The 25,978-nt window shown below is 29.8% G+C and carries 32 protein-coding genes; 9 read left to right on the forward strand and 23 right to left on the reverse strand.

Annotated elements, in window-relative coordinates; translation table 11 throughout:
- Positions 1–5: 5 nt before the first annotated feature.
- From LQ694_RS09065 to LQ694_RS09075, 3 genes are all read right to left on the reverse strand, one after another.
- A complete protein-coding gene (locus LQ694_RS09065) occupies positions 6–521 on the reverse strand; it encodes a type 1 glutamine amidotransferase domain-containing protein (RefSeq protein ID WP_025905630.1) in 516 nt (171 codons plus the stop codon).
- A gap of 65 nt (positions 522–586) precedes the next feature.
- A complete protein-coding gene (gene rlmD / locus LQ694_RS09070; protein WP_196968531.1) occupies positions 587–1,948 on the reverse strand; it encodes a 23S rRNA (uracil(1939)-C(5))-methyltransferase RlmD in 1,362 nt (453 codons plus the stop codon).
- 12 nt (positions 1,949–1,960) lie between these two features.
- Positions 1,961–2,122 (reverse strand): SE1561 family protein, encoded by a 162-nt coding sequence (locus tag LQ694_RS09075; RefSeq protein WP_049320382.1) that lies wholly within the window; start codon positions 2,120–2,122, stop codon positions 1,961–1,963.
- A gap of 136 nt (positions 2,123–2,258) precedes the next feature.
- Here LQ694_RS09075 and yfkAB point away from each other — a divergent pair, with 136 nt between their 5' ends.
- Positions 2,259–3,386, forward strand: a complete 1,128-nt coding sequence (gene yfkAB, locus LQ694_RS09080) for a radical SAM/CxCxxxxC motif protein YfkAB (protein ID WP_196968530.1) — start codon at positions 2,259–2,261, stop codon at positions 3,384–3,386.
- A 48-nt stretch (positions 3,387–3,434) separates the two neighbouring features.
- Here yfkAB and LQ694_RS09085 read toward each other — a convergent pair whose 3' ends face one another.
- The 4 genes from LQ694_RS09085 to LQ694_RS09100 form a co-directional block, all read right to left on the reverse strand.
- The gene (locus LQ694_RS09085) at positions 3,435–3,947 is read right to left on the reverse strand and encodes an acyl-CoA thioesterase (protein ID WP_037590456.1); all 513 of its coding nucleotides are present in this window, start codon (positions 3,945–3,947) and stop codon (positions 3,435–3,437) included.
- Positions 3,948–4,019: 72 nt separating this feature from the next.
- Positions 4,020–4,199, reverse strand: a complete 180-nt coding sequence (locus tag LQ694_RS09090; RefSeq protein WP_048540679.1) for a hypothetical protein — start codon at positions 4,197–4,199, stop codon at positions 4,020–4,022.
- Positions 4,200–4,276: 77 nt separating this feature from the next.
- Positions 4,277–5,506, reverse strand: a complete 1,230-nt coding sequence (locus tag LQ694_RS09095; RefSeq protein ID WP_049320384.1) for an aminopeptidase — start codon at positions 5,504–5,506, stop codon at positions 4,277–4,279.
- Positions 5,507–5,524: 18 nt separating this feature from the next.
- Entirely contained in the window at positions 5,525–5,728 is a 204-nt protein-coding gene (locus LQ694_RS09100; protein WP_049320385.1) for a DUF1128 family protein, read from the reverse strand.
- 137 nt (positions 5,729–5,865) lie between these two features.
- On the opposite strand from LQ694_RS09100, the gene LQ694_RS09105 reads away from it, so the two are divergent.
- From LQ694_RS09105 to LQ694_RS09120, 4 genes are all read left to right on the forward strand, one after another.
- Positions 5,866–6,231, forward strand: a complete 366-nt coding sequence (locus LQ694_RS09105; RefSeq protein ID WP_196968529.1) for a PH domain-containing protein — start codon at positions 5,866–5,868, stop codon at positions 6,229–6,231.
- 162 nt (positions 6,232–6,393) lie between these two features.
- Positions 6,394–6,693, forward strand: coding sequence for a YtxH domain-containing protein (locus LQ694_RS09110; RefSeq protein ID WP_025905157.1), 300 nt, complete (start codon positions 6,394–6,396; stop codon positions 6,691–6,693).
- A gap of 72 nt (positions 6,694–6,765) precedes the next feature.
- Complete coding sequence (locus LQ694_RS09115) at positions 6,766–7,833, forward strand: YihY/virulence factor BrkB family protein (protein WP_196968528.1); 1,068 nt, start codon at positions 6,766–6,768, stop codon at positions 7,831–7,833.
- Positions 7,817–8,386, forward strand: coding sequence for a beta-class carbonic anhydrase (locus LQ694_RS09120; protein ID WP_058611114.1), 570 nt, complete (start codon positions 7,817–7,819; stop codon positions 8,384–8,386). Before LQ694_RS09115 ends, LQ694_RS09120 begins: the two co-directional genes overlap by 17 nt.
- A 41-nt stretch (positions 8,387–8,427) precedes the next feature.
- Here the strand turns inward: LQ694_RS09120 and LQ694_RS09125 are convergent, their stop codons facing one another.
- The 5 genes from LQ694_RS09125 to map form a co-directional block, all read right to left on the reverse strand.
- Positions 8,428–9,057, reverse strand: a complete 630-nt coding sequence (locus LQ694_RS09125; protein ID WP_025905154.1) for a response regulator transcription factor — start codon at positions 9,055–9,057, stop codon at positions 8,428–8,430.
- Entirely contained in the window at positions 9,047–10,090 is a 1,044-nt protein-coding gene (locus LQ694_RS09130; RefSeq protein WP_048540675.1) for a sensor histidine kinase, read from the reverse strand. The genes LQ694_RS09125 and LQ694_RS09130 overlap by 11 nt, the downstream gene beginning before the upstream one ends.
- A complete protein-coding gene (gene liaF / locus LQ694_RS09135; RefSeq protein WP_025905152.1) occupies positions 10,087–10,797 on the reverse strand; it encodes a cell wall-active antibiotics response protein LiaF in 711 nt (236 codons plus the stop codon). The genes LQ694_RS09130 and liaF overlap by 4 nt, the downstream gene beginning before the upstream one ends.
- A 15-nt stretch (positions 10,798–10,812) precedes the next feature.
- Positions 10,813–11,223, reverse strand: coding sequence for a hypothetical protein (locus LQ694_RS09140; RefSeq protein WP_227532160.1), 411 nt, complete (start codon positions 11,221–11,223; stop codon positions 10,813–10,815).
- A gap of 145 nt (positions 11,224–11,368) precedes the next feature.
- Positions 11,369–12,124 carry a type I methionyl aminopeptidase gene (map, locus tag LQ694_RS09145; RefSeq protein WP_048540673.1) on the reverse strand — a complete coding sequence of 252 codons (756 nt, stop codon included), beginning with the start codon at positions 12,122–12,124 and terminating at the stop codon, positions 11,369–11,371.
- A gap of 97 nt (positions 12,125–12,221) precedes the next feature.
- Between map and LQ694_RS09150 the strand changes: the two genes are divergently transcribed.
- Positions 12,222–13,217, forward strand: a complete 996-nt coding sequence (locus LQ694_RS09150; RefSeq protein WP_065381781.1) for an FUSC family protein — start codon at positions 12,222–12,224, stop codon at positions 13,215–13,217.
- 571 nt (positions 13,218–13,788) lie between these two features.
- On the opposite strand, the gene LQ694_RS09155 is transcribed toward LQ694_RS09150, so the two are convergent.
- From LQ694_RS09155 to LQ694_RS15640, 5 genes are all read right to left on the reverse strand, one after another.
- Positions 13,789–14,430, reverse strand: coding sequence for a Crp/Fnr family transcriptional regulator (locus LQ694_RS09155; protein WP_218697363.1), 642 nt, complete (start codon positions 14,428–14,430; stop codon positions 13,789–13,791).
- Positions 14,431–15,197: 767 nt separating this feature from the next.
- Positions 15,198–16,034, reverse strand: a complete 837-nt coding sequence (locus tag LQ694_RS09160; RefSeq protein ID WP_231493159.1) for an ATP-binding cassette domain-containing protein — start codon at positions 16,032–16,034, stop codon at positions 15,198–15,200.
- A 188-nt stretch (positions 16,035–16,222) separates the two neighbouring features.
- Positions 16,223–17,461: a radical SAM/SPASM domain-containing protein gene (locus LQ694_RS09165; protein WP_218697362.1), complete on the reverse strand. Its 1,239-nt coding sequence runs from the start codon at positions 17,459–17,461 to the stop codon at positions 16,223–16,225.
- A 6-nt stretch (positions 17,462–17,467) separates the two neighbouring features.
- Entirely contained in the window at positions 17,468–17,893 is a 426-nt protein-coding gene (locus LQ694_RS09170; protein WP_218697361.1) for a hypothetical protein, read from the reverse strand.
- Positions 17,894–17,905: 12 nt separating this feature from the next.
- Positions 17,906–18,463, reverse strand: coding sequence for a CPBP family intramembrane glutamic endopeptidase (locus LQ694_RS15640; RefSeq protein ID WP_218697360.1), 558 nt, complete (start codon positions 18,461–18,463; stop codon positions 17,906–17,908).
- Between the two features lie 106 nt (positions 18,464–18,569).
- On the opposite strand from LQ694_RS15640, the gene LQ694_RS09175 reads away from it, so the two are divergent.
- On the forward strand, positions 18,570–18,812 hold the full coding sequence (locus tag LQ694_RS09175) for a hypothetical protein (protein ID WP_196968521.1): 243 nt from the start codon (positions 18,570–18,572) through the stop codon (positions 18,810–18,812).
- Between the two features lie 362 nt (positions 18,813–19,174).
- Here LQ694_RS09175 and gatD read toward each other — a convergent pair whose 3' ends face one another.
- Positions 19,175–19,897: a lipid II isoglutaminyl synthase subunit GatD gene (gene gatD, locus LQ694_RS09180; RefSeq protein ID WP_070369184.1), complete on the reverse strand. Its 723-nt coding sequence runs from the start codon at positions 19,895–19,897 to the stop codon at positions 19,175–19,177.
- Positions 19,897–21,207, reverse strand: a complete 1,311-nt coding sequence (gene murT / locus LQ694_RS09185; RefSeq protein ID WP_037590447.1) for a lipid II isoglutaminyl synthase subunit MurT — start codon at positions 21,205–21,207, stop codon at positions 19,897–19,899. The genes gatD and murT overlap by 1 nt, the downstream gene beginning before the upstream one ends.
- 146 nt (positions 21,208–21,353) lie before the next feature.
- On the opposite strand from murT, the gene LQ694_RS09190 reads away from it, so the two are divergent.
- Together LQ694_RS09190 and LQ694_RS09195 are read left to right on the forward strand one after the other, a co-directional pair.
- Positions 21,354–21,860 carry a ferritin gene (locus LQ694_RS09190; protein WP_025905146.1) on the forward strand — a complete coding sequence of 169 codons (507 nt, stop codon included), beginning with the start codon at positions 21,354–21,356 and terminating at the stop codon, positions 21,858–21,860.
- Between the two features lie 142 nt (positions 21,861–22,002).
- Entirely contained in the window at positions 22,003–22,557 is a 555-nt protein-coding gene (locus LQ694_RS09195) for a 3'-5' exonuclease (protein ID WP_058611119.1), read from the forward strand.
- 53 nt (positions 22,558–22,610) lie between these two features.
- Here LQ694_RS09195 and LQ694_RS09200 read toward each other — a convergent pair whose 3' ends face one another.
- The 4 genes from LQ694_RS09200 to LQ694_RS09215 form a co-directional block, all read right to left on the reverse strand.
- The gene (locus LQ694_RS09200) at positions 22,611–22,826 is read right to left on the reverse strand and encodes a hypothetical protein (RefSeq protein ID WP_048540669.1); all 216 of its coding nucleotides are present in this window, start codon (positions 22,824–22,826) and stop codon (positions 22,611–22,613) included.
- A 118-nt stretch (positions 22,827–22,944) separates the two neighbouring features.
- A complete protein-coding gene (gene dinB / locus LQ694_RS09205) occupies positions 22,945–24,012 on the reverse strand; it encodes a DNA polymerase IV (protein ID WP_096792093.1) in 1,068 nt (355 codons plus the stop codon).
- 68 nt (positions 24,013–24,080) lie between these two features.
- A complete protein-coding gene (locus LQ694_RS09210) occupies positions 24,081–24,626 on the reverse strand; it encodes a DUF3267 domain-containing protein (RefSeq protein WP_096792092.1) in 546 nt (181 codons plus the stop codon).
- Between the two features lie 96 nt (positions 24,627–24,722).
- Positions 24,723–25,847, reverse strand: a complete 1,125-nt coding sequence (locus tag LQ694_RS09215) for a PQQ-dependent sugar dehydrogenase (protein ID WP_096792091.1) — start codon at positions 25,845–25,847, stop codon at positions 24,723–24,725.
- Positions 25,848–25,978: the final 131 nt, after the last annotated feature.

Here is a 25,978-nt window from a genome sequence, read left to right on the forward strand (position 1 = left end):
AGCATCTATTGAAGCAATGCAAGTGATTCACGGTTAAAGTCTTCTAAGTCGTCTGGAGTTCGACTTGTGACGATGCCATTGTCAACGACTACAGATTCGTCAACGACTTTTGCACCTGCATTTTGTAAGTCTTTTCTAACTGACAAGAAACTTGTAACAGTTCTGCCATTTAATAAATCTGTATCAATTAATAATTGAGGTCCGTGGCAAATTGCAAATGAAGGTTTTTCATTTTGTACGAAATGTTTAACAAATTCGCCAAAACGTCCTTGTTCATCCCCACGTAATAAATCTGGTGAAAATCCGCCAGGAATTAAGACTGCATCATAATCTGCAGCGTTTGCTTCATCAATACCAACTTCTACTGTAACTTTTTCGCCTTTTTTACCAGTGATTTCTTTTCCTTTTTCTTCACCAATAATAACAACTTCATGTCCAGCATCAGTTAATGCTTTTTGTGGACTTGTTAATTCAACGTCCTCGAATAAATCTGTTACAACTGCTGCTACTTTTTTACTCATAATATCAATCTCTTCCTTTCATAGTATGTCTAATATTTATATACCACTTTTGAAAGGTTTTAAACTTATTTTGCAACTAATTTTGCTATGACTTCTACTTGTGCTGTTTGTGGAAACATATCAATAGGTTGCATGCTTACGACTTTATATTTTTTAGATAAGTGTGCTAAATCTTTAGCTAAAGTTGATGGATTACAACTTGTATACACAAATATTTTTGGATGAACGGATTTGATAAGTTCAACAGCTTTAATACCTAATCCAGTTCTTGGCGGATCAACTGTTATCACGTCTGGTTTAAAGCCTTCTTTAATCCATTTATCCATAACTTTATATGCATCACCGACCTCATAGTGTACATTATGACGGTTATTGAGTTCAGCATTTTTCTTAGCGTCATCAATACCTTCTTTAATGATATCCATACCTCTTACTTCTTTCGCATTTTGAGAAAGCCAAATACCTATTGTACCTGTTCCACAAAATGCATCTACAACTGATTCATTACCTGTTAAATTCGCTTGAGTTTCAATTTCACCGTACATTTTTGTAGCTTGTTCCGGATTTAATTGAAAAAATGAATCTGGCGATAAATCATAATAGTATTGACCAAGCGTTTCTGTAATTTGTTGTTTACCACTTATATGAATCGTTTGATTGCCAAGTACTCGTGATGTCTTCTCTTTATTAATATTGATGGATAAACTTTCCACGAAAGACAAATTCATGATTTGATCAATAAGAGACTGATTGTATTTCAATTGATCGTCCGTACAAACTAACGTAACTTGTATTTGTTGACTATGCTTTGCCACTCTCGTAACAATATATCTTAGCCCTTGTTCTTTATTTGGATTTCTACACACTTTAACTTGTAAATTCGTCAAAATATTTCTCAGTTCATTCGTAACTTGAATCGTACGTTTGTCTTGAACTGGACATTTTTTAATATCAATTAATTGATGACTGTCTTTTTCATAAAGGCCAGCAATGAGTTGATTTCCCTTCTTCTGAACAGGAAATTGATTTTTATTACGGTATCCCCAAGGATTATCCATACCGATTGTAGGTTTTACAATTTTTGTTGGGATATTTTTTGCATATTTAGTTAACGCATCTTTTACAATTTGTGATTTGAATAAAAGTTGCGCATCATAATTTAAATGTTGCAGTTGGCATCCACCACAAATATCATAAACTTTACATTTAGGTTTAACCCTTTCTTTACTACGTTCACGGATTTTGACTACTTTCGCTTCGATAAAATTTGGTTTCGCCTTTACAACTTGGACAAGTCCAACTTCTCCCGGCAATAAACCTTCTACAAATGTTATCTTCTTCTTATAATAGCCGATACCTTCACCATTAATACCTAATCGTTTGATCGTTAAAGGAAACTTCTGTCCTACTTTTACTGAAACATTCATCTATGGTCACCATTAATCATGCATAGCTTGAACTTTTTTCTCAAGTTCATCAAGCAAAGCAATCCATTCATCTACATCAGATACTTCCATATCTTCAGGATTCATTGCTTCCATTTCATCTAAAAAGTCAGATAACCTTTGTTTGATTTCATTAAGTGATGTTTTTTTACTCATTTTAATACTCCTTTATTTTTAATAATATTATTATGAATGATAACAAGTATAAAAACAATCATAAATCAGTATTGGAAAATTTGATAACAAGTGTTACGCTCATAGATAGGAAAAAAATCAGAAAGAAGGGTATATCATGATATACGACTTGAAAAGTCCTATTTCAATAAAAAACGACCCGTGGGAAGCCTATAACGATATAGATGAACATGGTTCATTACAACTGAGTAATATAGAATTTACAACGACTACACTCTGTAACATGCGGTGTGCACATTGTGCAGTAGGTTATACGTTGCAATTACGAGACCCTGACACGTTACCGATGGATTTAATTTTAAAGAGGCTTGATGAAGTACCTCACTTAAAAACAATCTCGATTACTGGTGGAGAACCAATGTTCAGTAAAAAATCAATTCGAGAAACAGTCGTTCCTTTATTAAAATATGCACACAAAAGAGGTATTTACACGCAGATGAATTCTAATTTAACGCTACCACTTGATCGTTATTTAGAAATTGCTGAGTATATTGATGTTATGCACATTTCACATAACTGGGGAACAATCGATGAATTCAGTGAAGTTGGTTTCCATGTGATGGACAAGAAACCACCTTTAAAAGCAAGATATCGCCTATACGAACAAATGATTCAAAACTCTGCCACACTATCAGAACAAGGTATGTTTGTATCTGCTGAAACGATGTTAAATAAAAGTACGAAACCTTATTTACAAAAAATCCATAATGAAATTGTTCATGATATGAAATGTAGTCGCCATGAAATACATCCAATGTACCCTTCTGACTTTGCGAGTCAGTTAAATATTATGAGTTTAGATAAAATGAAAGATACTATTCATGAGATTTTAGAATTTAGAGATGAAGATACATGGATGTTATTTGGAACGTTACCTTTCTACCCTTGTTTCATGAATGAATCTGACCAGAACTTATTATCTAGATTAAAATCATCTAAAAATGTAAGTTTAAGAAATGATCCAGATGGAAGAAGCAGATTAAACGTAAATGTATTTTCTGGAGATGTGATTGTTACAGACTTCGGCGATGAAACGGGATCTATCGCAAATATTAAACAAGATAAACTTGAAGATGTTTATCAAACATGGATGAATTCATCTTTAGCAAAATCACTTAACTGTCACTGTCCTAAAGTGAGATGTTTAGGTCCAAATTTACTCGTAAAAGATATGTACTATAAAGATGTTGATTTTAAAGCAAACGAATTAAGAATGAATCAATAATACTAAAAGGGCTAGGATAACGATTGTTGTCCTAGCCCTTTATTTAAATTAGATATATAGTTTTGTAGACATAAAGTCTAATGTTTTCTTGCTTTCTTTTCTTCTTTCTTGGCGTAATTTCACTCTATCTTGTGCACTTTCATAGAACCATTTTTCATCGTCTGTTTCGGGATAAATTGCTGGAACTTCTGCTTTATTCCCTTCTTTATCTAAAGCTACAAATGTTAAAAAGCTATACGCTGCTAAATGTTTCTTTTGATTAATATTGTCTTCACTAATGACTTTTACACAAATCTCCATAGATGATTTACCTGCATAAGTGACAAATGAAACTAACGATATCACTTCACCCGTTCCGATTGGTTGTAAGAAATCTACTGAATCTGTAGATGCTGTTACAACTGAATTACCACTATGTCTCATCGCTGCGATTGCTGCGATTTCATCAATTTCCGCCATTAATTTACCACCGAACATCGTATTGTGGTGATTAGTGTCCTCTGGAAATATTTGAATGGATTTTACACTTCTTGATTCTTTCATTGGTTTCTTCGTTTTCATATTATAACCCCGATCAATTTTACTTATTTTTATTGAAAAAAATAGCCAGGTTTCCCTGGCTATCCACTCTTATTAATGATAATGTTCCTCATCATCAAAGACTTTCTTCTCTAGTGCTTCTTCAGCAGTATCAATTCGTACAGACTCTCTACTATCGAATGTTTGAACAAGATACATCATTAAAGCGCCGCCAAATGTAAAAATTGCGAACACAAATGCGATCATTACACTCCATTCCATTGGTGTACTCATGATATCCCCTCCTTTGAATGGCTATAAAGACTTTATTTATCTTTATTATACATGATGTATTCTTAAATGGCTATCTTTTAAAATGCCCAATTACCATCTCTAAATACTGGTTCTTTCTCACCATTTTCCAAAATGCCATCAATTGATAAATCTTTGCTACCAATCATAAAGTCAACATGTGTTGTTGAATCGTTTAAACCATTTTCAGCTAGCTGTTCTGCTGACATATCTTTGCCACCTTCAATACAAAACGCATAAGCTGAACCTAATGCAATGTGACATGATGCATTTTCATCAAATAATGTATTATAGAATAACGTGTTCATGTTAGAAATTGGCGAATCAACAGGTACTAATGCTACTTCACCAAGTCGTTTTGAACCTTCATCTGTTTCAAGAATCGATTTCAAAATTTCTTCTCCAATACCGGCTTTGTAGTCTACTACTTCACCATCTTTAAATGTTAAAGTAAAGTCATCAATAATATTACCTGAATAACTTAAAGGTAATGTATTGCTAACTGTTCCATTAACACCATTTTTATGTGGTGCAGTAAACACTTCTTCAGTAGGCATATTCGCTACAAAGCTGTTGCCTTTTGAGTTTACAGAACTAGCACCAGACCAATATTGACCGTCTGGTAATTCAATTGTTAAGTCAGTACCTTCTGATTTGTAATGCAATGCTTTATATTTTTTGTTATTTAAATAATCCGCTTTTTCATGTAATAAGTGATCATGATCTTCCCAAGCTTTAACTGGGTCTTCTTGATCAACTCGTACTGTTTTTAAAATTGTTTCAAGCAATTTATTGACCGCTTCATCATCACTTAATTCAGGGAACATCATTTTAGCCCAACCTACTGATGGATATGAAGCTACACACCAACTCATGCGATCACTTTGAACAGCAACCATATAGTCTTTAAATGCTTTCCCGTTTGCTGCCATAGATTTGCGGATTTTGTTTGGATCTGCATCTTTCAAACTATCTGGACTAGATGAAACAATTGATAAGAACGCTGCTTTTCTATCTAAATAATCCATTTTTTCATCAATATCATATTGTTTAACATTCTCAAAAAATGCTTCAGGTTCATATTGGTATTTAAGCTGTGCAATTCTATCATCGTTGTACCTAACTTTTACGTCTTCTGCCCCTATTTTGTATGCTTCCTCAACAACTAAATGTACAAACTCACTTGCATCAATTGAAGCTTGAATATATACAGGTTCTTTTTCCTGAACATTCAAACCAACTTTTACTAATAACTCTGCATATTTTTGAAGCTGTTTTTCATAACCCATTTGTATAACCACCTTTGTTTATTTTCTAAGGTCACCTAAAGCTTGTGTAATGGCTGACATTTCACTTGCTGATATATTTTTTCTAGACATGACCATAGTATGTATTTCTTTCAATTCTTCTTTCTTTTCTTCAGGTATTGCATCTTTATTCAATACACTTGTATTTACTAGTCGTAGCTTGCCTTTTAAATCATCTACCATTTGTTCTATTGATTCAGTCATCTTTTTTATCATCCTTTCAAAATTTAGTTTAGCAAAAAGTAATTATAATTAAAACTATCAAACTTATATATTCACTTTACAATTTATATGAATATTTTATACAATAAATATGAATTATAAGGTGAGGAGTGATTCTAGTGGCTGTTCAAGATATACTTTCATGGACCCTTTTCGAACAAGTTACAGTATCAGATAATATTTCACAATATCTCGTTGATGGCGAAGAAGCTTATAGTGCTTTTAAGACATTCAGAGATACTGCCGTATTTACAAACAAACGAATTATCATTCGTGATATGCAAGGTATCACCGGTAAGAAAATAGAAACTTACTCTATACCTTATAATATTATACTGATGTGGTCTACTGAGAATGCTGGTAAACTACTTGATTTAAACGGTGAAATCACATTATGGACGAGAGCTGGGCATTTTAAAATTAAAATAGGCAGAAATTTAGATATTATGCCTTTTGAAAAGCTATTGTCTAATGCACTATTATAAACTACAATTATGTTTATATCTCTAAATTAATGGGAATAAACAACATTAGTGATATTTATAACATATATTAACGCCTATATTCTCTAATTTAAGATTCATATGTGATATGATATGTAGGTCAATGTTAATTTAAAGTTATATTCTTGAAAGGGGAAAAACATTATGCAAAACAAATTAGTTCCTGCTATTTTAATAGGTGGTACAATTGGCGCAATTATTGCATTAGCTGATAAAAACACTCGCCAATCATTATCAAACCAAGTACAAAACATTAAAGAAGGCAACACTTCAAGAGAACCTTCTAAATTAGATCAAATTAAAGATGAAGTTCTATACTGGAAAGATGTAATCGAAGAAATTCGTCGTAAAAATCCAGAATTAGAGCAATCAATTATGGATGCTAAAGATACATTCATTGAGAAAAAGAATCAAAGACAAATCTCAGGTTCAAACCATTCATAATTTATATTAAAGACTAGGCTTATTCATCTAACCTAGTCTTTTTTAACATCATATTAAATTAGGAGAATTTATATGGGAAATGATAAATCGAGCTCAAAATTTTTAGAACAAGCTAAACATTTTAAAGACGAACAAAAAAAGTCTATTAAGAAAGAATATTATATTCCACCACAAAAATTTGAATCTAAGACAGCAAAGAAAGATAACCAAATATTTTATGTTTCAAAAATTAATAAGCCAGCCAAATTTACGAAAGACGGTAATATTTTATCAACTTTAATTTACAGAATCGGTAAGGATAATGCTACAGGACTTGCAGCACAGCTTTCATACTATTTCTTACTTGCGTTATTCCCTACTCTAATATTTGTGTTAACGTTGATACCGTTATTCCAAGTCAATCCTGATACAATTACAAATATGATATCAGAAAATGCACCTGGCGATACGGCAAAGTTAATTACTGGCATAATTGATGACATTATGAATAATGCTAGTGGTGGCTTATTCTCATTCGGTTTAATCGCAGCACTATGGTCTGCTTCAAATGGTATGACTGCTTTAATGAACGCATTTAATGTCGCTTATGATGTTGAAGATGGAAGAAATGCCATCATACTTAAAATCATGAGTGTCTTCTTCACAGTTATTATGGTTGTTGTATTCGGTATTGCAATAGCACTACCTATATTTGGACAACAAATCGGCAATTTATTATTCGGTCCTTTAGGATTAGAATCTGAATTACGTTGGATATTTAGTTTAATAAAAGTCGTATTACCATTAATTGTGACGTTTATCGTGTTCATCACACTTTATACACTCGCACCAAACATCAAAATCAAATTATTATCAGTTGTTCCTGGTGCAGCTTTTACAACAATTGCATGGTTAGGCTCAAGTGCACTATTTGGTTTATATGTTAATAATTTCGCTAACTACTCTAAGACATATGGTAGTATCGGAGGTATTATCGTATTGATGATTTGGTTATTCTTAACAGGATTAATTATTATCATAGGTGCAGAAATAAACGCAGTATTACATCAGAAGAAAATGCTTAAAAATGGATCACCAGAAGAGCAAGCATTTAATAACTTAACAGAAAACGGTGATATGACTAATGCCTCTATTGAATGATATTTTAGAATATAATGCAGCTTTTATAGAAAATAAGGAATATGAAAATCTTATAACAACGAAGACACCTAACGCTAAAGCAGTATTGCTTACTTGTATGGATACGCGATTAACAGAACTTTCTACGCGCGCATTAGGCTTTAAAAATGGTGATATCAAAGTTGTTAAAAATGCTGGCGCAACAATTTCTCATCCATATGGGTCTACAATGCGAAGTTTATTAGTAGCGATTTATGCACTTGGTGCTGAAGAAATCATTATCATGGGGCATAAAGACTGTGGTATGGGGAATTTAGATGTTGATTCAGTAATAGATACAATGAAAAGTCGTGGTATCACAGATGATACACTAAATACAATCGAACATTCAGGTATTAATATTCATCAATTCTTAAGAGGATTCGGTGATGTAACTGAAAATGTTCAAACAAATATACAAAAAGTATATAACCATCCATTATTTGATCAATCTGTTCCGATACATGGACTCGTTATCGATCCACACAATGGTGATTTAGAAGTTATACAAAATGGATATGAATTTACTAAATAAAAAAGAAGTTGAGCTCCTTTCTGGAAGCTCAACTTCTTTTATTATGATATTAAATTATGTTGAAAGGCATATATAACAGCCTGTGTTCTATCTTGTACTTCTAATTTACTTAATATATTACTAACGTGCGTTTTAACTGTCTTAATCGTAATATGTGAAGCACTTGCTATTTCTTGGTTTGAATAACCTTTAGCGATTAATAATAATATTTCCATTTCACGTTCAGTCAACATTTCGAATAATTCAGCTTTCTGGTTCATTCTATTTCTCATTTTTACAAGTACTTCTGGTTCGAAAATAGACTCTTTATTGTACGTCTTACGTATCGCATTTGCGATATCATCCGCAGAAGTCGTCTTTAATATATAACTATCAACACCCGCATCTAAGGCTTGGTAGACTTCATTATCTTCAATGAAACTTGTTAACATGACGATTTTAACACTTGGTTGATGCTTTTTTATATGTTGTGTTGCTTCTATACCATTCATATCATCCATCACTAAATCCATTAAAATGACATCGGGTTCTAATTCTTCAGCTTTTTCAATGCCTTCTCTTCCTGATGCTGCTTCCCCTATGACGGAAATATCTTCTTGTGTAGATAAATAACTAGAGATTCCGATTCGAACCATTTCATGATCATCTACAAATAATACTCTAATTGTCATATTGTTCCTCCTTATTATTTGGTACCTTAACTTCAATACGTGTTCCCGATTCAGGCATTGAAATAATATTGAGAGTGGCTCCAATTTCTAATGCACGTTCATTCATAGTATTTAGCCCATAACTCTGTGGGTCTCTTTTTGATGTGTCAAAACCTACCCCATCATCTTGTATACGTAATATAACATAATCATTCGTATCTATTAACTCTATTGAAACTTTTGTACCTTTAGAATGACGTAACGTATTAGATATGGCTTCTTGAGTTATACGGAATAGATGGTCTTCCGTACCTTTGGCTATTTCTATATCTTCTATATCATAAACAACTTTCATTGGTATTTTTTGTTTCAAGTCGACTACTAAATCTTTAATACCTTCTCCAAGGGATTTATTTTTTAATCCTAAAGGTCTTAAATGTAATAATAAAGCACGCATTTCTAATTGCGAATCTTGTATCATTTTTTCTAATAAGTCTACTTGTTTTGCTAATGGCTCTTTTAATTCTGATGATTTAATTGCAGATAACATCATACTTGCCGCAAATAATTGCTGACTTACTGAGTCATGTAATTCTCTTGCTAACCTTTGTCGCTCATCTTCTATGATTTTTTTAACGACGGAATCTTGCATTTGATACGATTCATTAATAATTTGTTGAGACTTTAATCTCAATGTGTATAGTTCTTCGTGCAACGGAATTAATGTTTGATAAATTTCTAAAGTTTCTTTGTGCAAATCAATTTCATGGTGATTTACACCTAACATTTCTCCTTGAAAAGATCTTTCGATTTGTTCTTTAATCCAATGATGCTGTTGATTAATTTTGTAAGCGACTGCAGTCCCTATTATGATACATAGCAAAATAACTACAATGTTGATAAATAGGAATGCTGGTACACCTAATATTTGAGTATAAAATATACCTTGAAAATATATAATATTAATAAAAATTCGATCTAAGAAAAATAATATACCAACAATTGTATAAACAAGTATAAGCATTGAACCTATAATTCTTGTGTAGTTATTCATCGATAAATCACCTCAACATCTCCCATAAATGTTGAGAAGAATATATTAACTTTAAATGAATTTTTATGACTATTTTCCTCATAATGCACCGTTTCATTTTTTACTCTATACACTTGATCATTCATATATAATCTGCCATATAAAGCAGTTATATGTACATGTACATGGTAATTATAAGGAACAATAATTTGTGTCTTTCCAATATATTGTCTCACGACAATAACATTATGCTCAGATAAATTAGCAGCTAAAGATAAATCTAATTCAATATCTCCAATTGCTTGTTGAATTTGTATATCTTCCCATTTATAAATATAGTGTGGTGTCTTTTGTGGAGAGAACCATCGCTGTTTTATAAATGATTCGTTAATATTTTCATTTGATGTTTGATCGACATGTTCTACTCTTAATGGTTTTTTACGATATAGAAGATATCTAATAACTAAAAATACTAAGAATAAAAATAATATGGCAAGCATGTATGGATTAGAAAGTAATGCATAAATCATTAAAATGGCGCCTATCCAAAATATAATTAATCCCCGTAATTTATGAAAATATAAATATCCTACATATATAAATATCGTCCCCATTACAACAACGAGTAATAAGCCTATTTTCTCAAAGAAAATATAGTAAATGTTTGATAACAAAATCAATACAGATAATACGATCAACAATTCAGTTGATATAAATTTATTCTTCAACATACCACTCCTTTTTTAGAGAAGTGAATTCATCTGAGTAAGCATCGTACGCTCAGCTATCGTATCAGCAATTTTATCTAAAGTACTTTTCATAGCTTCGTCAATTTTCGCTAATTCACTTTCTAACATATTAATTTGCTTTTGTAACCATTGTAAATCATGATCTTCTAATTTTTTAGCACATTTAATTTTAAAATCTTCAATCTTGTCCATATACTTATTGTCTAATTCTAAAGTATATTTATCAATTAATTTACTTAATTGACAACGTTTTTGTTCAAGATACGTGATGTACTGTTTCATAGCTTTAATTTTAACATCTAAGCGCTTTGCACATGTATCTAAACTTTCATAATACGAAACAAGAATCAATTGCTTTAATTGATCTGAAACAACATTAAACATAGAATCACCTACTTCTGTCATATTAAACTCTATTATAAAATGTTATTTCAAATCTAAAAATGGACCTAGGATTGAATTTTCAATAGGACCTTAGTCTTAGAAAAATAAAAAGGAGTAGTATAGAATCTTGTATGTTTAATCAATTCTATCCACTCCTCTTATATTTTTAGTCTTCTAATTTAGTTAATAATAATGGTCCTTCTTTAGTGACAACAATTGTGTGCTCAATTTGAGCGACGAAACTTTTATCTTTCGTTTCAAATGCCCAATCATTTTTACCGTCGCTAACGATTGTTGCATTTGATGAGATAAATGGTTCTACTGCAAGTACCATACCTTCTTTAAGCAATTGTTTTTCTAATGGATCATAATAGTTCATAACATGTTGTGGTGAATCGTGTAATGAACGTCCAACACCATGACCTGTTAAGTTTTTAATAACTTTTAAGCCATTTTTACGTGCTGTAGCATTAACTGCTCTGCCAATTTGAGATAATTTAGCACCTGGCTTAACTTTCTTCATTGCTTCTTCAAAAGCCATAGCCGCTACATCTACTACTAATTGTTTTTTCGGGTCATCTGCATTACCAACAACAAATGAAATACCTGTATCTGCATAATAGCCATTTTTACGTGCTGATACGTCTATGTTTACAAGATCGCCTTCTTTAATCACACGTTTACCAGGTATACCATGCGCAACCTCTTCATTAACACTTATACATGTGTAACCAGGAAAATCATACTCTGCAATAGGTGCTGATTCTGCTTCTAATTCAGCAAATCTTTCCTTTGCGATGTTATCTAATTCTTTAGTTGTCACTCCGGGTTTAGTTGCTTCTTTCAACTCATCACGAATTATTGCACAAATTTTACCTATTTCTTTTAGGCCATCAAGTTCTTCATTGTTTTGAATTATCATTTAAATCCCGTTCTTTCTTTTAAAATTTTTTTGTCGTTTATCATTATATCAGAAAATGCATGTTATACTATAAAAAAATGATTTCGGAGTTTTGAATATGAAAGAAAATTGGTTATCTCGAATTATCGGTGCAAGAATTATTAAAACTGGATTAGCAACTTTTTTAACAGGTTTAATATGTATGTCTTTAAATTTAAATCCTATATTTGCGGTTATCACATCAATTGTGACAATAGAACCTACAGCTAAAGCATCCTTAAAGAAAGCTTTTGTAAGGTTCCCCGCTTCAATACTCGGTGCATTTATAGCCGTTATTAGTACATACTTCTTTGGAGAATCACCTTTAAGTTATTCATTAGCAGCAACCGTCACGATTTTAGTATGTTATAAACTTAAATTATTTGATGGAATGTTAGTTGCTGCCATTACAGCTGTCGCAATGGTCCCTGTTATCCATGAAGCATTTGTATATAATTTCGTATCACGATTAGCTACTACTACAATTGGTCTTGCAACAGCAGGCATCGTCAATTTTATTATTTTGCCACCTAAATATATAAATCAAATAGAAGACATTAATCAAAAAATGGATCAAAGTATATTAGAAATATACATATCTAGACTTAAAGAACTCTTACTAGGTGAATATGAATCTGCCCTATCCATGAAAAAAGTATCAACATTACAACAGCAAGCCACTAAAATTGAACAGCTTATAAAATATCAAAAAGAAGAATACGATTACCATAGAGCAAAGAAAGAATCTAAATCTCACATTAGAAAAGTCGAAATGAAATATCATATTAACCGACTACTAAATGCACATTTATTAAACCTAGTATATTTACCAGAGAATACGCACATCTTCTTTACTGAAAAAGAACGCACAGCAATCTCAAATTTCATCAAATCCTATGAACATTTAATCAAAGCAAATGAATATAAAAAACAAAAAAATGCAGCATCCACATTAAAAAATAGTGTTAAAGGACTGAATGAATTTGATGAAAACCAAATAAAAAGTCACATTATTTATGAAATACTCATGATTAATAAAATTTTAAATGATAGATATTCAAGATTAACAAAATAGTGTGTATACAAGTTTTACATTGTAAAAAAAGCATCTTAGTGTATTACACCACATATAGTAGACATAAAGAAACTAAAGCCTATAGATGCGAGTTGTATGTCTGAAGCTAGATTAATTATAAAAATTAATCAGAAAATCTTTGTTTTTTATTAAAAGGGGCATTTCATTCAAAAAGTAATTGATATATTAAATCTATTTTTAAATGACAATGTTTTTAAATTCAAATACTAACCCTATAATATTGAGGGTACATTCCTTAATAAGAGTGCACCCTCAATATTATTAATTCAAATGAAATAAATTCTGAAGAACTATTTGTTTCATTAGCTCCACCTTAAAATGATCAATGATTATACCTTTTCTTCATTTTCATTATCAAAAAAGTAAATAATTATTAAGTAACTATCATATCTTACTCACATAATTTGAAAAAATCATAATCTGAATTAAAAAATATATTTCAAACTCATTGTCTAATAAAATTTTTATTCCCCATATTCACTTATTTATAGTAATTATTGAATTAATATCTATTCTAGAGAATATAGTTCAGAAATTTTTCCAAAATTAATTATTTTATACTACAATTAATAATTGAACAATCTTCACATTGTAATTCTTTCATTAGAAAATCTAACTTATGAACTATTATTTTTCCATTTTCATAAGAAATAATACCCTCTTTTTTTAATTTTGCCATTGTTCTACTTACGTTTTCTCTAGCCATATAAGTAATTTGTGATAGTTCTGTATGACTTAATTTAATATCAATCATTATACAGTTATTTTTAAAAACTCCATAAGAATTACAAAGTCTTATAAGAATAGAATAAATCCTTTCAGTTTTACCAAAGCGCGAAAAATCTCGGATAAACATATTTTTTTTAATGAGCTCAGTTTTAAAGAAATCATTTATATCATTTCGGATACTTTCATCTTTAATACTGTCTAACTCCTTCTCTGATACATTGTAAAAACTACAATCAGTTTTTGTAAAAATGCCGTTATTATCACTATTCAAGTATATTAGTGAATCATTGTCATAAATATTTGTTATATTATATTCTCCATTAGAATACAATTGATATTTAAATAATATTCCTTCATTTATCAATATAAATTCATTCTTATTAAAATCCAAATATTTATTGACTTTATGATTATTTTTAGGAAAATTACTAGAAATATATTTTTTTAAACTTATAAAAGTCATTATTTCAGCAGCCTTTTATTATAAATTCATCTTATTGAATCTAATTAAAGTCAATAATAATATTAAATTTATTGATACTAGTATAACCGTAGCATTAATTATCAACTTACTAAATTCAAAATGATGTATTGTATTAGAAAGAGCTATAAAATTAGGTATATAAAATTTAATACTATCAATTTTCACTAATAAACCTAATATAATATCAACGATAATAACGATAAAAGTACTATTTATTGATTTTATAAACATAGATATAAAAAACATTAATGTAATTAAAAACACTAAATAGCTTAATAAATACATTATTTGAACTACAATTTCTTTTTGATTAGTATCCCAGCATGTTATTCTAGACATGCCAAATTTAGAACCACTTATTAATATGCTATAGCTAGAAAATGATACTAATGAATATGTACATATAAACAATATAACTATGGTTAGATTAAAAATATATTTTGTAATAAAAACTTGTGTTCTATTTGGGTTTCGAATTAACTGGTATAATATTTGTCCATTTGATATTTCGTAACCTAATGAGTTATAGGAAAAAATAAGAAAAATAATATGTAATTTAAAAAATAGTAAAAATTGCAACATTGTTAAAGTATATCCAAAGAAATCAGTTTTGCCTTTTACCACTAACCATGTTGGCTCAACATTTAATGTAATTCCCCCAATTAATGGAACTAGTAAAATTAGAATTAAAAAAATTAGAATTTTACTGTGTATTAGTTTATACAATTCAAATTTTAAATTTGGTATCATTCTGAAACACCACTCTTCATCTTCAAAGTTGGTTCGATATGTATTTTCAAGCAACTTCTTTCACTTTCACTTAATATACAAAGAAATTCATAAAGTTTATTTAAATCATAAGGTAACTCTATTCTATTTTTATTTTTATTTACTTCATTAATTTTCCCATATACTTTATTTATATCGAAAATTTCAGAACTAATGATTATTCTTCTTCCGATAATTTCATTTTTTTCAATAATTGTTTTTTCATTTAAATATAAATACCTATCAGCTAAAAATTCTAGTTCTGTTAATTGATGACTAGATATTAAAATAGTTTTCCCTGCATTTTTTAGTTCAGTTAAATAATTTTTTAATTCTATAACACCAATTGGATCTAAACCTACAAATGGCTCATCTAAAATATATAAATCATATCCTTCTCGGCTAATCAAAGCTAATCTTAACCTTTGCTTCATACCAAATGAAAATCCTCTCAACTTTTTGTCTTCAGGAAGATTGTACTTCGAGAGTCTATTTTTCAAATCCACTTTCGAACTTGGAAATGTATTAAGATTTTCAAAAATTGATAGATTAAATAGTGCTGTGTTATTTTGGTACATATTTTCTTGTAAAAGCATTGCTATTTTTTGCATTTGAGATTTATCATATTGATAATTCTTATTTTTGTTAAATAGTATTTCACCTTCATATTTTAAAAATCCCAAAATTGCTTTCATTAAAGTAGTTTTTCCAGAACCGTTATTTCCAACTAGACCAACAATTTCATTAGATTTTAATTCAAAACTAATATTATTTAATACAGATAATTTACCGTATTTAACATTCAAATTATTCACTATTAACAATTTAATCCCAACTCCATATAAAATTGAGGCGCAAATCTAAAATCTACGCCTCTAACAAAAACTTAAACTGACCATTTACCTACTTGTCTACCTACTGAGATACATAAATAAAAACCTCCAGAAGCACAACCTCTTTTATCTCTGAACAAATTTGTAAAAAATAGCATATTATCACCTCCTTAAATACTTTTTTTAATTTCGTTTGTTAAATCCATATAAAATGAATAGTACATTTGACAATACGGATCTTTTCCTTTTATATCATTAGTATGCATATATGCTCTAGCTCTACAACCTCCACCACATAAAAATTTTACTTCACAATTTTTGCAACCTTCTAAGTCATTGACTGTATAATTTATAAAAAATTCATTATTTATATCTTTTTTAGCTTCTATTAAATTTTTGTCTTTAATGTTACCTAATTTCATACTAGTTTCCATCAACATATGACAAGGATAAATGCTTCCATCTGAACCAATTGAAATCATATCATTTCCTACACCACATCCCTCAGTAGCTTGTAAAGATTGATGGACAGGGGCATTATAAAATGGAACATTAGCATAATACAATTCTTTAGCAAGTCCTTTTAAATCTTCATTATTAAAAATTAATGGAGAATAAGGTTCTTCATCAGTAGTAGTCAAAATGCTAAATGAAATTGAAATATTTAATTTTTTAGATAGGTCAACAAATTTTTGTAAATCCTTATAATTATGTTTATGTAAAGTTGGCAATAAGGAAATGTTAAAATCATATTCTTTCATTTTCTTTATGTTCTTTATTATTCTATTATGAATTCCTTTATCTCTAATAAACCCTTCTGTATTTTCATCATAAGTATCTATAGAAACTGAAATATTATCTACAAGACCTTTAATATCTTGCAGAATACTCGTATTTACAATTGTTCCATTTGTTATAACTACTACATTGTTTATTTTTTTCGCTTTTAAATACCTGCATATTTCACCTATATCAGTTCTTATTAACGTTTCTCCACCAGAAATGATTACAGTATCTATATTTACTTCAGAAAGATAATCAATAGATTTTTTAATATGTTCAATATCTAGATCTGACTCAACATTTCTCTTATCGTTCATTGAATAGCAACCCACACAATTCAAATTACACCTATTTGTAATATGCAAATAGGCAAAAGCAATCTCTTCCTTTTTTGAATTTATAAAGTTACCTTCTATGAAATTATTGTTAGTCAAATGGGTAACTAATTCTTTTAGGTTGTAACTTAATTGACTATAGTCAAATTCAAGATCTTTATTCAATACCTTTTTAATAAATTCATTACCTTCATTATCTAAACCAACAATCAATCCATTACTAACATTTAGTAACATAGGTATTCCATTAACAGCTTCATAATATACTTTTTCGTTTAACTTTAGTCTCATAAATAATTAACCTCCGTTTCTTTTCATTTTTATAAATTCTAGTAAATAACTAACACCTAGAGTTAGCACTACTAATAAAATATATGTAAAGCTATACTGTGCCAAACTACTTTCTTGAATACTTATTTCAACACTTCCATTTTCTCCAAAAATATATTTTGTATTTTCAATAATTTTTTCGAACATGCAAGAATTGAGGATTATACTGTAATTTAATAAAAATTGAAGTACAAATGTATTTAATAATACTATCATTGCTTTATATCTTTTTTTATTACTTAAAATCAAATTAGAAATAACTACTAATAATGTAGGTAAAATAATATTAAACAAGAAAAATGTCATTAAGTTATGATTTTCAAAAAGATAATAGTTAATTCCAACAATAAAAATAAATGTAAATTCTGTTATAAGTAATTTTAAATTTTTCATTTTTTCTCCCTTCTATATAGACAAATTATAAATCAAATGTAAAAATATAGAATCTTTTATATCTTTTGTTTTAAATGTTACAAAACATAAAATTAAACCTATTGTTACCCTCAATGTAATATTAACAATAAAATTTTCAGCATTATGTAATATAAGAGCAAATAATATAGAACTTATTATTGCTGATATAACGAAATTGAAGTGCTTTAGTAACCTATTATAAATAATTTTCCTATACAAGTACTCTTCGGATATTGCAACTATAATCATTGTGATAAATTGCCAAATAGATTGATAGACACATACTAAAACAAATATGTATACCATTAATCGAATTCCAAATAAAGTATTGATACCATTTCTAAAAATTTTAATTTCAAATACACAATTTCTATATATATATTGAGGTAATATTAGAAATGACACAATTAAAGATAGTAATATAGAGAAATTAAAATGATCATTTTTAGGAAAAATAATCGAAAACAAAATAGTGTTAATAATAAATAATAATGTAGTACATATTGATAAAACAGACATTTCAATAATTATTTTAAGTTTACTGTTCATTACCTCACCTACTTATATACTTACATGTAAACAGAAGTGTTTCAGTGATAAATGTCACAATTTTCTAAAAATTTATTTGTTATAATGATTAAAAGAGGTGATAGCTATGTCATTTGGAGCTGAAAGTATAATTTTAAAACAAGATAAGGTAGTAAAAATTATGAAAGAAAATAATGCAGTTTCTCCAAAAAGTGCTAAAGATTTAAAAAGCTTAAACATTAAGCAAACTCGTACTTTTAATAATTTAATGAAACAAAATGTTATAAAACAAATCGGAAATAAGTATTATCTTGATATTTATAATTGGAAAATATTTAAAAAATCTTTTAAAAGATGGATTTTAATATAGCGAGGTTTTGATAAACTCACTGATACAGATTATTAATATAATTTGGGGGATTTTGAGAGTATTGATTTTAAGACTTTATATTTCCATCTATAATTTTTATGAAGTTTCTAAGCTATTAACGATATATAATGACTCATCTATTGTTAAAAATTTGTATTTATTATAATATCATATTCTACTATCTAATTTGTTCAGTATTTATACCCATTTGAGTTCTAAATTGGATTATTACATTTCATCAAATAGATATTGTGTTTTATTTAGCTGTAGACACGCCTATCTATGTCTGAGGTTAAATGAATCTTAATTACACCACAAAAATCTAAAAGGCTGAGACAACATTTAATGTCTCAGCCTTTTTATTATTTTGCTTTTAACAACCTTTTTATAATAGCTTGTTTTGCTGCTTCTTCAACTGTATTGTCTAGTTGTTCTGGTTCGAATGTTATACCTTTTCGGATACATGCTTGTTTTAATAAGTAATCTGTGATTTCGTGGTTTTTAGGTAAAATTGGTCCATGTAAATATGTACCCAATAAATTTTTATAATGGATACCCTCTTTCTTATCTGTATCATTGTTACCATAACCATCAACGACTTTACCTAATGTAGGATATTCATGATATGTTCTTCCACCATGATTCTCGAAACCGACGATTTGTCCAAATGTTTCTGATTCAATAACAATATCTCCTATTAGACGATCTTTCTTAGATTCTGTATAAATATCAAGAATGTTTAAACCTTCTAATCTTGTTCCATCAGGTGTTACATATTCAGATCCTAAAAATTGATAGCCGCCACATATTGTTAAAGTTGGCATGCCGCCTTCAATTGCATCTTTAAGTTGTGTTTTAATTTTCTTTAATTGTTCTGTAGCTAAACTTTGTTCTCTATCACTTCCACCGCCTATAAAGAAAATGTCACATTCATCTAAACTTAATTGATCTGTATCTGTTATATCTATTACTTCTACTTCTATATTACGCCATTTCGCACGTTGTTTTAGTGCAATGATATTGCCAATATCGCCGTACAAATTTAATTTATCTGGCATAAAATGAAATATTTTTATTGATGACATTATGCTTCCTCCTTAAAGGCTTTATTCAATGTTCGATGCATTGGTGATAAAGATGTATAGTTAGGAATTGCAACTGTAAACTGATTGTAAGTCATTGATAGTTCAGTTGCCTTTTCTATTGAATGTTCTATAATAACTTCTGCTTCAACTTCAGCATATTTCAGTCTTAATGCTAATTCTTCAGCTCTTTGTCCTGTACAGATGATAGTTTTGATATTTTGTCTAGATAATTTTTCAAAGTCTGCATCATAAATCCATGAAATATCTCTTCCATCTGCGCCGTTATCATTCAAACTGATTAAATAAACTTTTTCCCCATCAATTTGTTCACCAACAGATAAACTTGCATTAAGGCCTGCAGGGTTTTTAGCTAAGTTAATAAGCGCTTCTTTTTTACTATTTCTATAGTATTGCATACGTCCATTATCAGAAGTATACGTTTCAAAACCAGCTTTTATAGATTGATCATTTAAACCTAATTCTCTTAATACTGAATAAGCTGCAATGACATTAAACACATTAAAATCACCAGCAATCTTCATATCAAAATGTGCATCATTTAAGCCAACATGTATAAACGGTTCTTGTTTAAATGCTGTCACCTCATATTGTGGAGTCGCTCTATTAAATCCACATTCACATGTATAATGACCAATTTGATTGTAATGAATATGACTATAATTTAATAATCTGCCACAATTAGGACAATATTTACTTTCAACCATTGTACTTTGTTCAAAGTCATGTATCCCTTTTTGCATACCATAATAAACAATGTCATCACTTGCTATTTTCAAACGACTAACGAAAGGATCGTCTGCATTCAGTAATAGTTTAATTCCTTTATCCTTGATTGAGTTGGCGATATTATCTACCATCGTATCGATTTCACCAAATCTATCCATTTGGTCTCTAAAGAAGTTTGTCACTACCATCATAGAAGGTGTCATTTCTTTTAACACTCTTGGAATAGAACCCTCGTCTATTTCTATAACAGCAATTTTAGTATTTTTATTAGATTGAACAATAAAGCTTGAAGTAATCCCTGCTGCCATATTGGCACCTTCAGTATTATGTATAATTTCAATATTGTTCTTCTTTAATGTATAACCTATTAAGTTCGATGTCGTCGTTTTACCGTTCGTACCACTAATCATCACGATTTCATCTACTTCATTCGCTAACTTTCTTAAAATAAGCGGGTCTATTTTTCGAGCTATTTGTCCCGGAAGATCCGTACCTTGTTTACCTACTTTTCTACTAGCATACCGTGCTAGCTTTGCTATATTTTTCGCAACATACTTCTTCATACGTTACCTCCTTGTTCTGTCACATCATTATACCACGTTCAAAAGCTTTAAAAAAAGTGTTTAACTATATCAAATCGTTGGTTTCATTTTGTTGTTATTGTATAATAAAAATGTAAGTTAAAATTATTATAGAAGGGAAGATTTCTATGTTATCTAAAAATATTTTAGATGCTTTAAACAATCAATTGAATCATGAATTTTACGCAGCACATGCATATATGGCAATGGCAGCTTATTGTGCAGATAAGAGTTACGATGGATTTGCAAACTTCTATATTCAACAAGCTAAAGAAGAACGTTTCCATGGTATGAAAATATATGACTATATTAACGATCGTGGTGAAAAAGCTATTTTCACAGCTTTAGATGCACCTAAAACTGAATTCAGTTCTTTATTAGAGACATTTAAAGATGGATTAGCTCAAGAACAAGATGTTACACGTCGATTCTATAATTTATCTGAAATTGCTAAAGAAGAAAAAGACTTTGCAACAATTTCATTCTTAAACTGGTTCTTAGATGAGCAAGTTGAAGAAGAGTCTATGTTTGAAACACATATTGACTACTTAGAAAGAATTCAAGAAGACAATAACGCATTATTTATCTATGAAAAAGATTTAGCTTCTCGTCACTTCGATGAAGATGCTGAATAATTTATAGTCTTACAATACTTAAACAAGACCATCTACATGAACTATTCATGGCAGATGGTCTTTATTCATTCTATCTACATACCATCATCATTTACATTATTCCAACAAATGTTTATAATAACTTTCTAAAGGAAGTGATGGCATGTCTTCATTTGTAGCACTTGATTTTGAAACAGCAAATGGAAGTCCGGAAAGCATTTGTTCTGTCGGAATGGTCAAAGTAATTGATCATCAAATTACAGAAACTTTTTATACATTAGTGAATCCTGAAGATTATTTTTCAAATATAAATATTAAAATTCATAAAATAAAACCTTCTGATGTGACAAATTCACCTACTTTCGATGTCGTGTTTCCATATATGATGGATTTCATCGGTACATTACCAGTTGTAGCACATAATGCTAAATTTGATATGACTGTATTGTTTAAATCACTCATTAAACACCAAATCGAAATTCCTGAATTAACGTATTTTTGTTCATGTATATTAGCTAGAAAAACAGTCAACAATCATAGATATGGACTTGCGCCAATGATGGATTATTATAATATTGATTTTAAAGGTCACCACCATGCGTTAAATGATGCTAAAGCATGCGCCATTATTACGTATCGATTATTAAAACATTATCCAGACTTAGATGCTGTATTGAGTATTTACGGCAAAACATTAACCGATAAAAAATATGTATAAATAAAAAGCTTCTAGGATATTATGACGCATCCTAGAAGCTTTTATTCTTTTATTTACTCTTTGTGTTGGAATTCTTTTTTTATGTCTCTTTTTAAACTTGCTTTATTAACAGGTCTTTCTAATTTTCTATCAACCCAGAATAACAATATTGCTATCGCAATAATACCTAGTAATTTGATAATATCGAATGAACCTGTTTCAATGGAACTTTTAATAAATAAAATGATTAATAATACTGTAATTGCAATAATTGAAAATTTAAATTTCATATCAATCTCTACTTTCTTATTATAAGTATTAATAAATACCCACTTCTCGTATAGCCGAAACGCGCATTCAACAATATCCAGAATACTAAGGATACATGACGATATCAAGTAAACCGGTTTAAATAAAATCATATATTGTTAAATTGCGATATGTTCTCGAAACTAAATTCCCGATAGATACACCTACTAAACGTATAGAAGTATCCGAATCTTTTAATGAATTATATAAATCATATGCAATATTATATATTTCAACTTCGTCATAGACTGGTGTATGACTACTTGTTTGTTTAGATAATGTTTCAAAGTTATGTGTTTTTAGTTTAACTGTTATTGTTCGCCCTGCTAGTTCGTGTTTATCAGCTCTATTGGCAACTTCAGTACTCAATTTTCTAATCGTATTGAGAATAAAGTCATCATCATTTTGATCTGTTTCAAAAGTTGTTTCTCGACCGATTGATTTTCTAACACGTGTTGGTTTCACTGGAGAATGATCGATACCACGTACTTTATTATAAAAGCTTACACCACGTTTACCGAATAATTGAATCAATTCCATTTGGTCATATGCGTATAAATCATTACCACTATTGATTCCTAATGATTTCATCTTTTCTTCGGTTACTTTTCCAATACCTGCAAAATCTCCTATCGGCAACGACATCAATAAATCATGTACATTCTCATAATCTATTACTGTCCGACCACTCGGTTTATTCATACCACTAGCGAGCTTTGCTAAAAATTTATTATAAGAAACACCTGCTGAAGATGTAAGATGCGTCTTATCATAAATATCCCGTTGAATATATTGAGCAATCGTTGAAGCAGATAAGTCTCTTCTCACAAGTTCAGTAACGTCTAAATAAGCTTCATCTAACGATAATGGTTCAACAATATCTGTATAACTTTTAAAAATCGCCATTATTTCATTAGATACTTCACGATAATAATTAATTCTTGGGCGTACATAATAACCATCCGGACAAAGTTGATGTGCTTGAGCCATGGGCATAGCTGAATGAACACCAAATTTCCGAGCTTCATAGCTAGCCGTTGAAACAACGCCTCTACCTGAAGCACGTCCTCCTATAATAACTGGTTTTCCTTTTAATTTTGGATTATCTCTTATTTCAACTTGAGCAAAGAAAGCATCCATGTCAATGTGAATGATTCGCCGTTCCATTCTAAACACCTCTACAAAAAAATAGGAAGTTGGTCGCCCAAATTCCTATATATTATATCAAAATCTTTTTAACTTGTTGATTGAACATCTTTATTATCCGTAAATAAATTAATGCCGACTTCTGTATCTTCTACATAATTCATCTGTTTATTACTATAAATCACTTGTGCCATGTAAAAATCACCGATACATGCAGCACCATGAAAAGCAAATACATAAATAATAGAAGTGACTTGAAGCCATAATAATACAATTAATAATCCTATACTAATTAAAACAAATGGTGCTAATAATATGATATAAAATTGTTTTCTTGTAAAAATAGCATGTGACATCGTTGCATAAAACATGCCTTTCATATATCCATATTTAACTTTTCCCTTTGGATTAAATATTTTAAAGCAAATACCGTGTATTAACTCGTGGATAAACACTAATATAATTAAACCAACTAACCCAACTATGATATTTCTTACAAAGCCTTCTTCATAAATATATATGATATTCGCAATTAACTTAAAGCTAATTAATATTAATGAAAGAAATAAAACAAATTGTAAAAGTGCTAACCTCTTTAATACAGATATATTGTTAACTAAGTCAATTTTAAGCATCCAATACCCCCGAGAAACCATTTCTTAATAACCTTTACATAATGATTATAAAATATAAATTCAATTTATACTAATGATTTTATGCTCAGGTTTGAGTTATGAGTTTAATTGACTTAGCGAAACTTTATACATCTTATCATCATTTTGGGAAGGATTACCTCTACCATCTGTATTGTTGCTTACAAAATATAAATCATCATTTACGATGTAAACATCTCTAATTCTTCCATATTTAGTCGCCACTTTTTTCATTCCATCTTTTTCTACATCAAATTTCATAATACCTTCTCCACGCAACGCAGCTGAATAAATGATACCATCTTTAAATGCTATGCCTGAAGGTGCCCAAGTATCATCTGATCCTGAAGTAAATATCGGTGTTTCCATATTATCATTTTCTTCATTACCTTCAATCACTGGCCAACCGTAATTTTGACCTTCTTTAATCTCATTTATTTCATCATTTGCTTGATTACCATGCTCACTCGCATACATCTGTCCATCAGGTGTCCATACAATTCCTTGTGGATTTCTATGACCGTAACTATAAACATATGAATTAGAAATCGGATTATCTTTAGGTTTACTACCATCAAGATTAATTCTTAAAATTTTACCACCTAAAGTATCTTTATCTTGTGCATTTTGTTCGTCTGAAGCATCTCCAGTAGTCGCATATAATTTATCATCCGGTCCAATTTTCAACCGACCACCATGATGATATTGGCCACTTGGTATTTTATCAATTAATACCTCATCCTCTTTCCACGTATCATTTTCTAATTTTAATTTTACGATACGATTAAACTGATTATTATCTTCATATGTGTAATAAGCATATGCTTCTTTAGAATCTTTAAAATCAGGCGCAAGCACAAATCCTAATAAACCCGCTTCAGCAGCAGTAGAAACTTCCTTATCTAAATCCACTTGTTGCTCAGTCTTTTTATTGCCATCAATTTTAATAATTTTGCCAGGGCGTTCTGATAAATAAAACACATCATCTGATCTCGCAATACTCCAAGGTATATCTAAACCTTGAGCTACCGTTTCAATCCCTTTAGTTTCTTTACGTTCTTGGTTGTCATCTGACTGACTCTGTTCATGTTCCATTTCATTCTGAGTTTGCTTACCTTTATCTTCAGTTTCTTCATTCGAATCATTACTACAAGCAGATAAAATAAAACTAGCCGAAATCGCACTGATCATTAGTCGTTTCATAAACAACCCTCCTTACATTATTTATACAGTTGTAAACACTTTCACACAAACATAACGCTCAAAGGGAGCGGGACAGAAATCTAATTTGTATAAAAAGATTTCGTAGTCCCGCCCCGGCAAGGATGACTAGA

Source organism: Mammaliicoccus sp. P-M58 (assembly GCF_022386165.1).
GTDB lineage: Bacteria > Bacillota > Bacilli > Staphylococcales > Staphylococcaceae > Mammaliicoccus > Mammaliicoccus sciuri.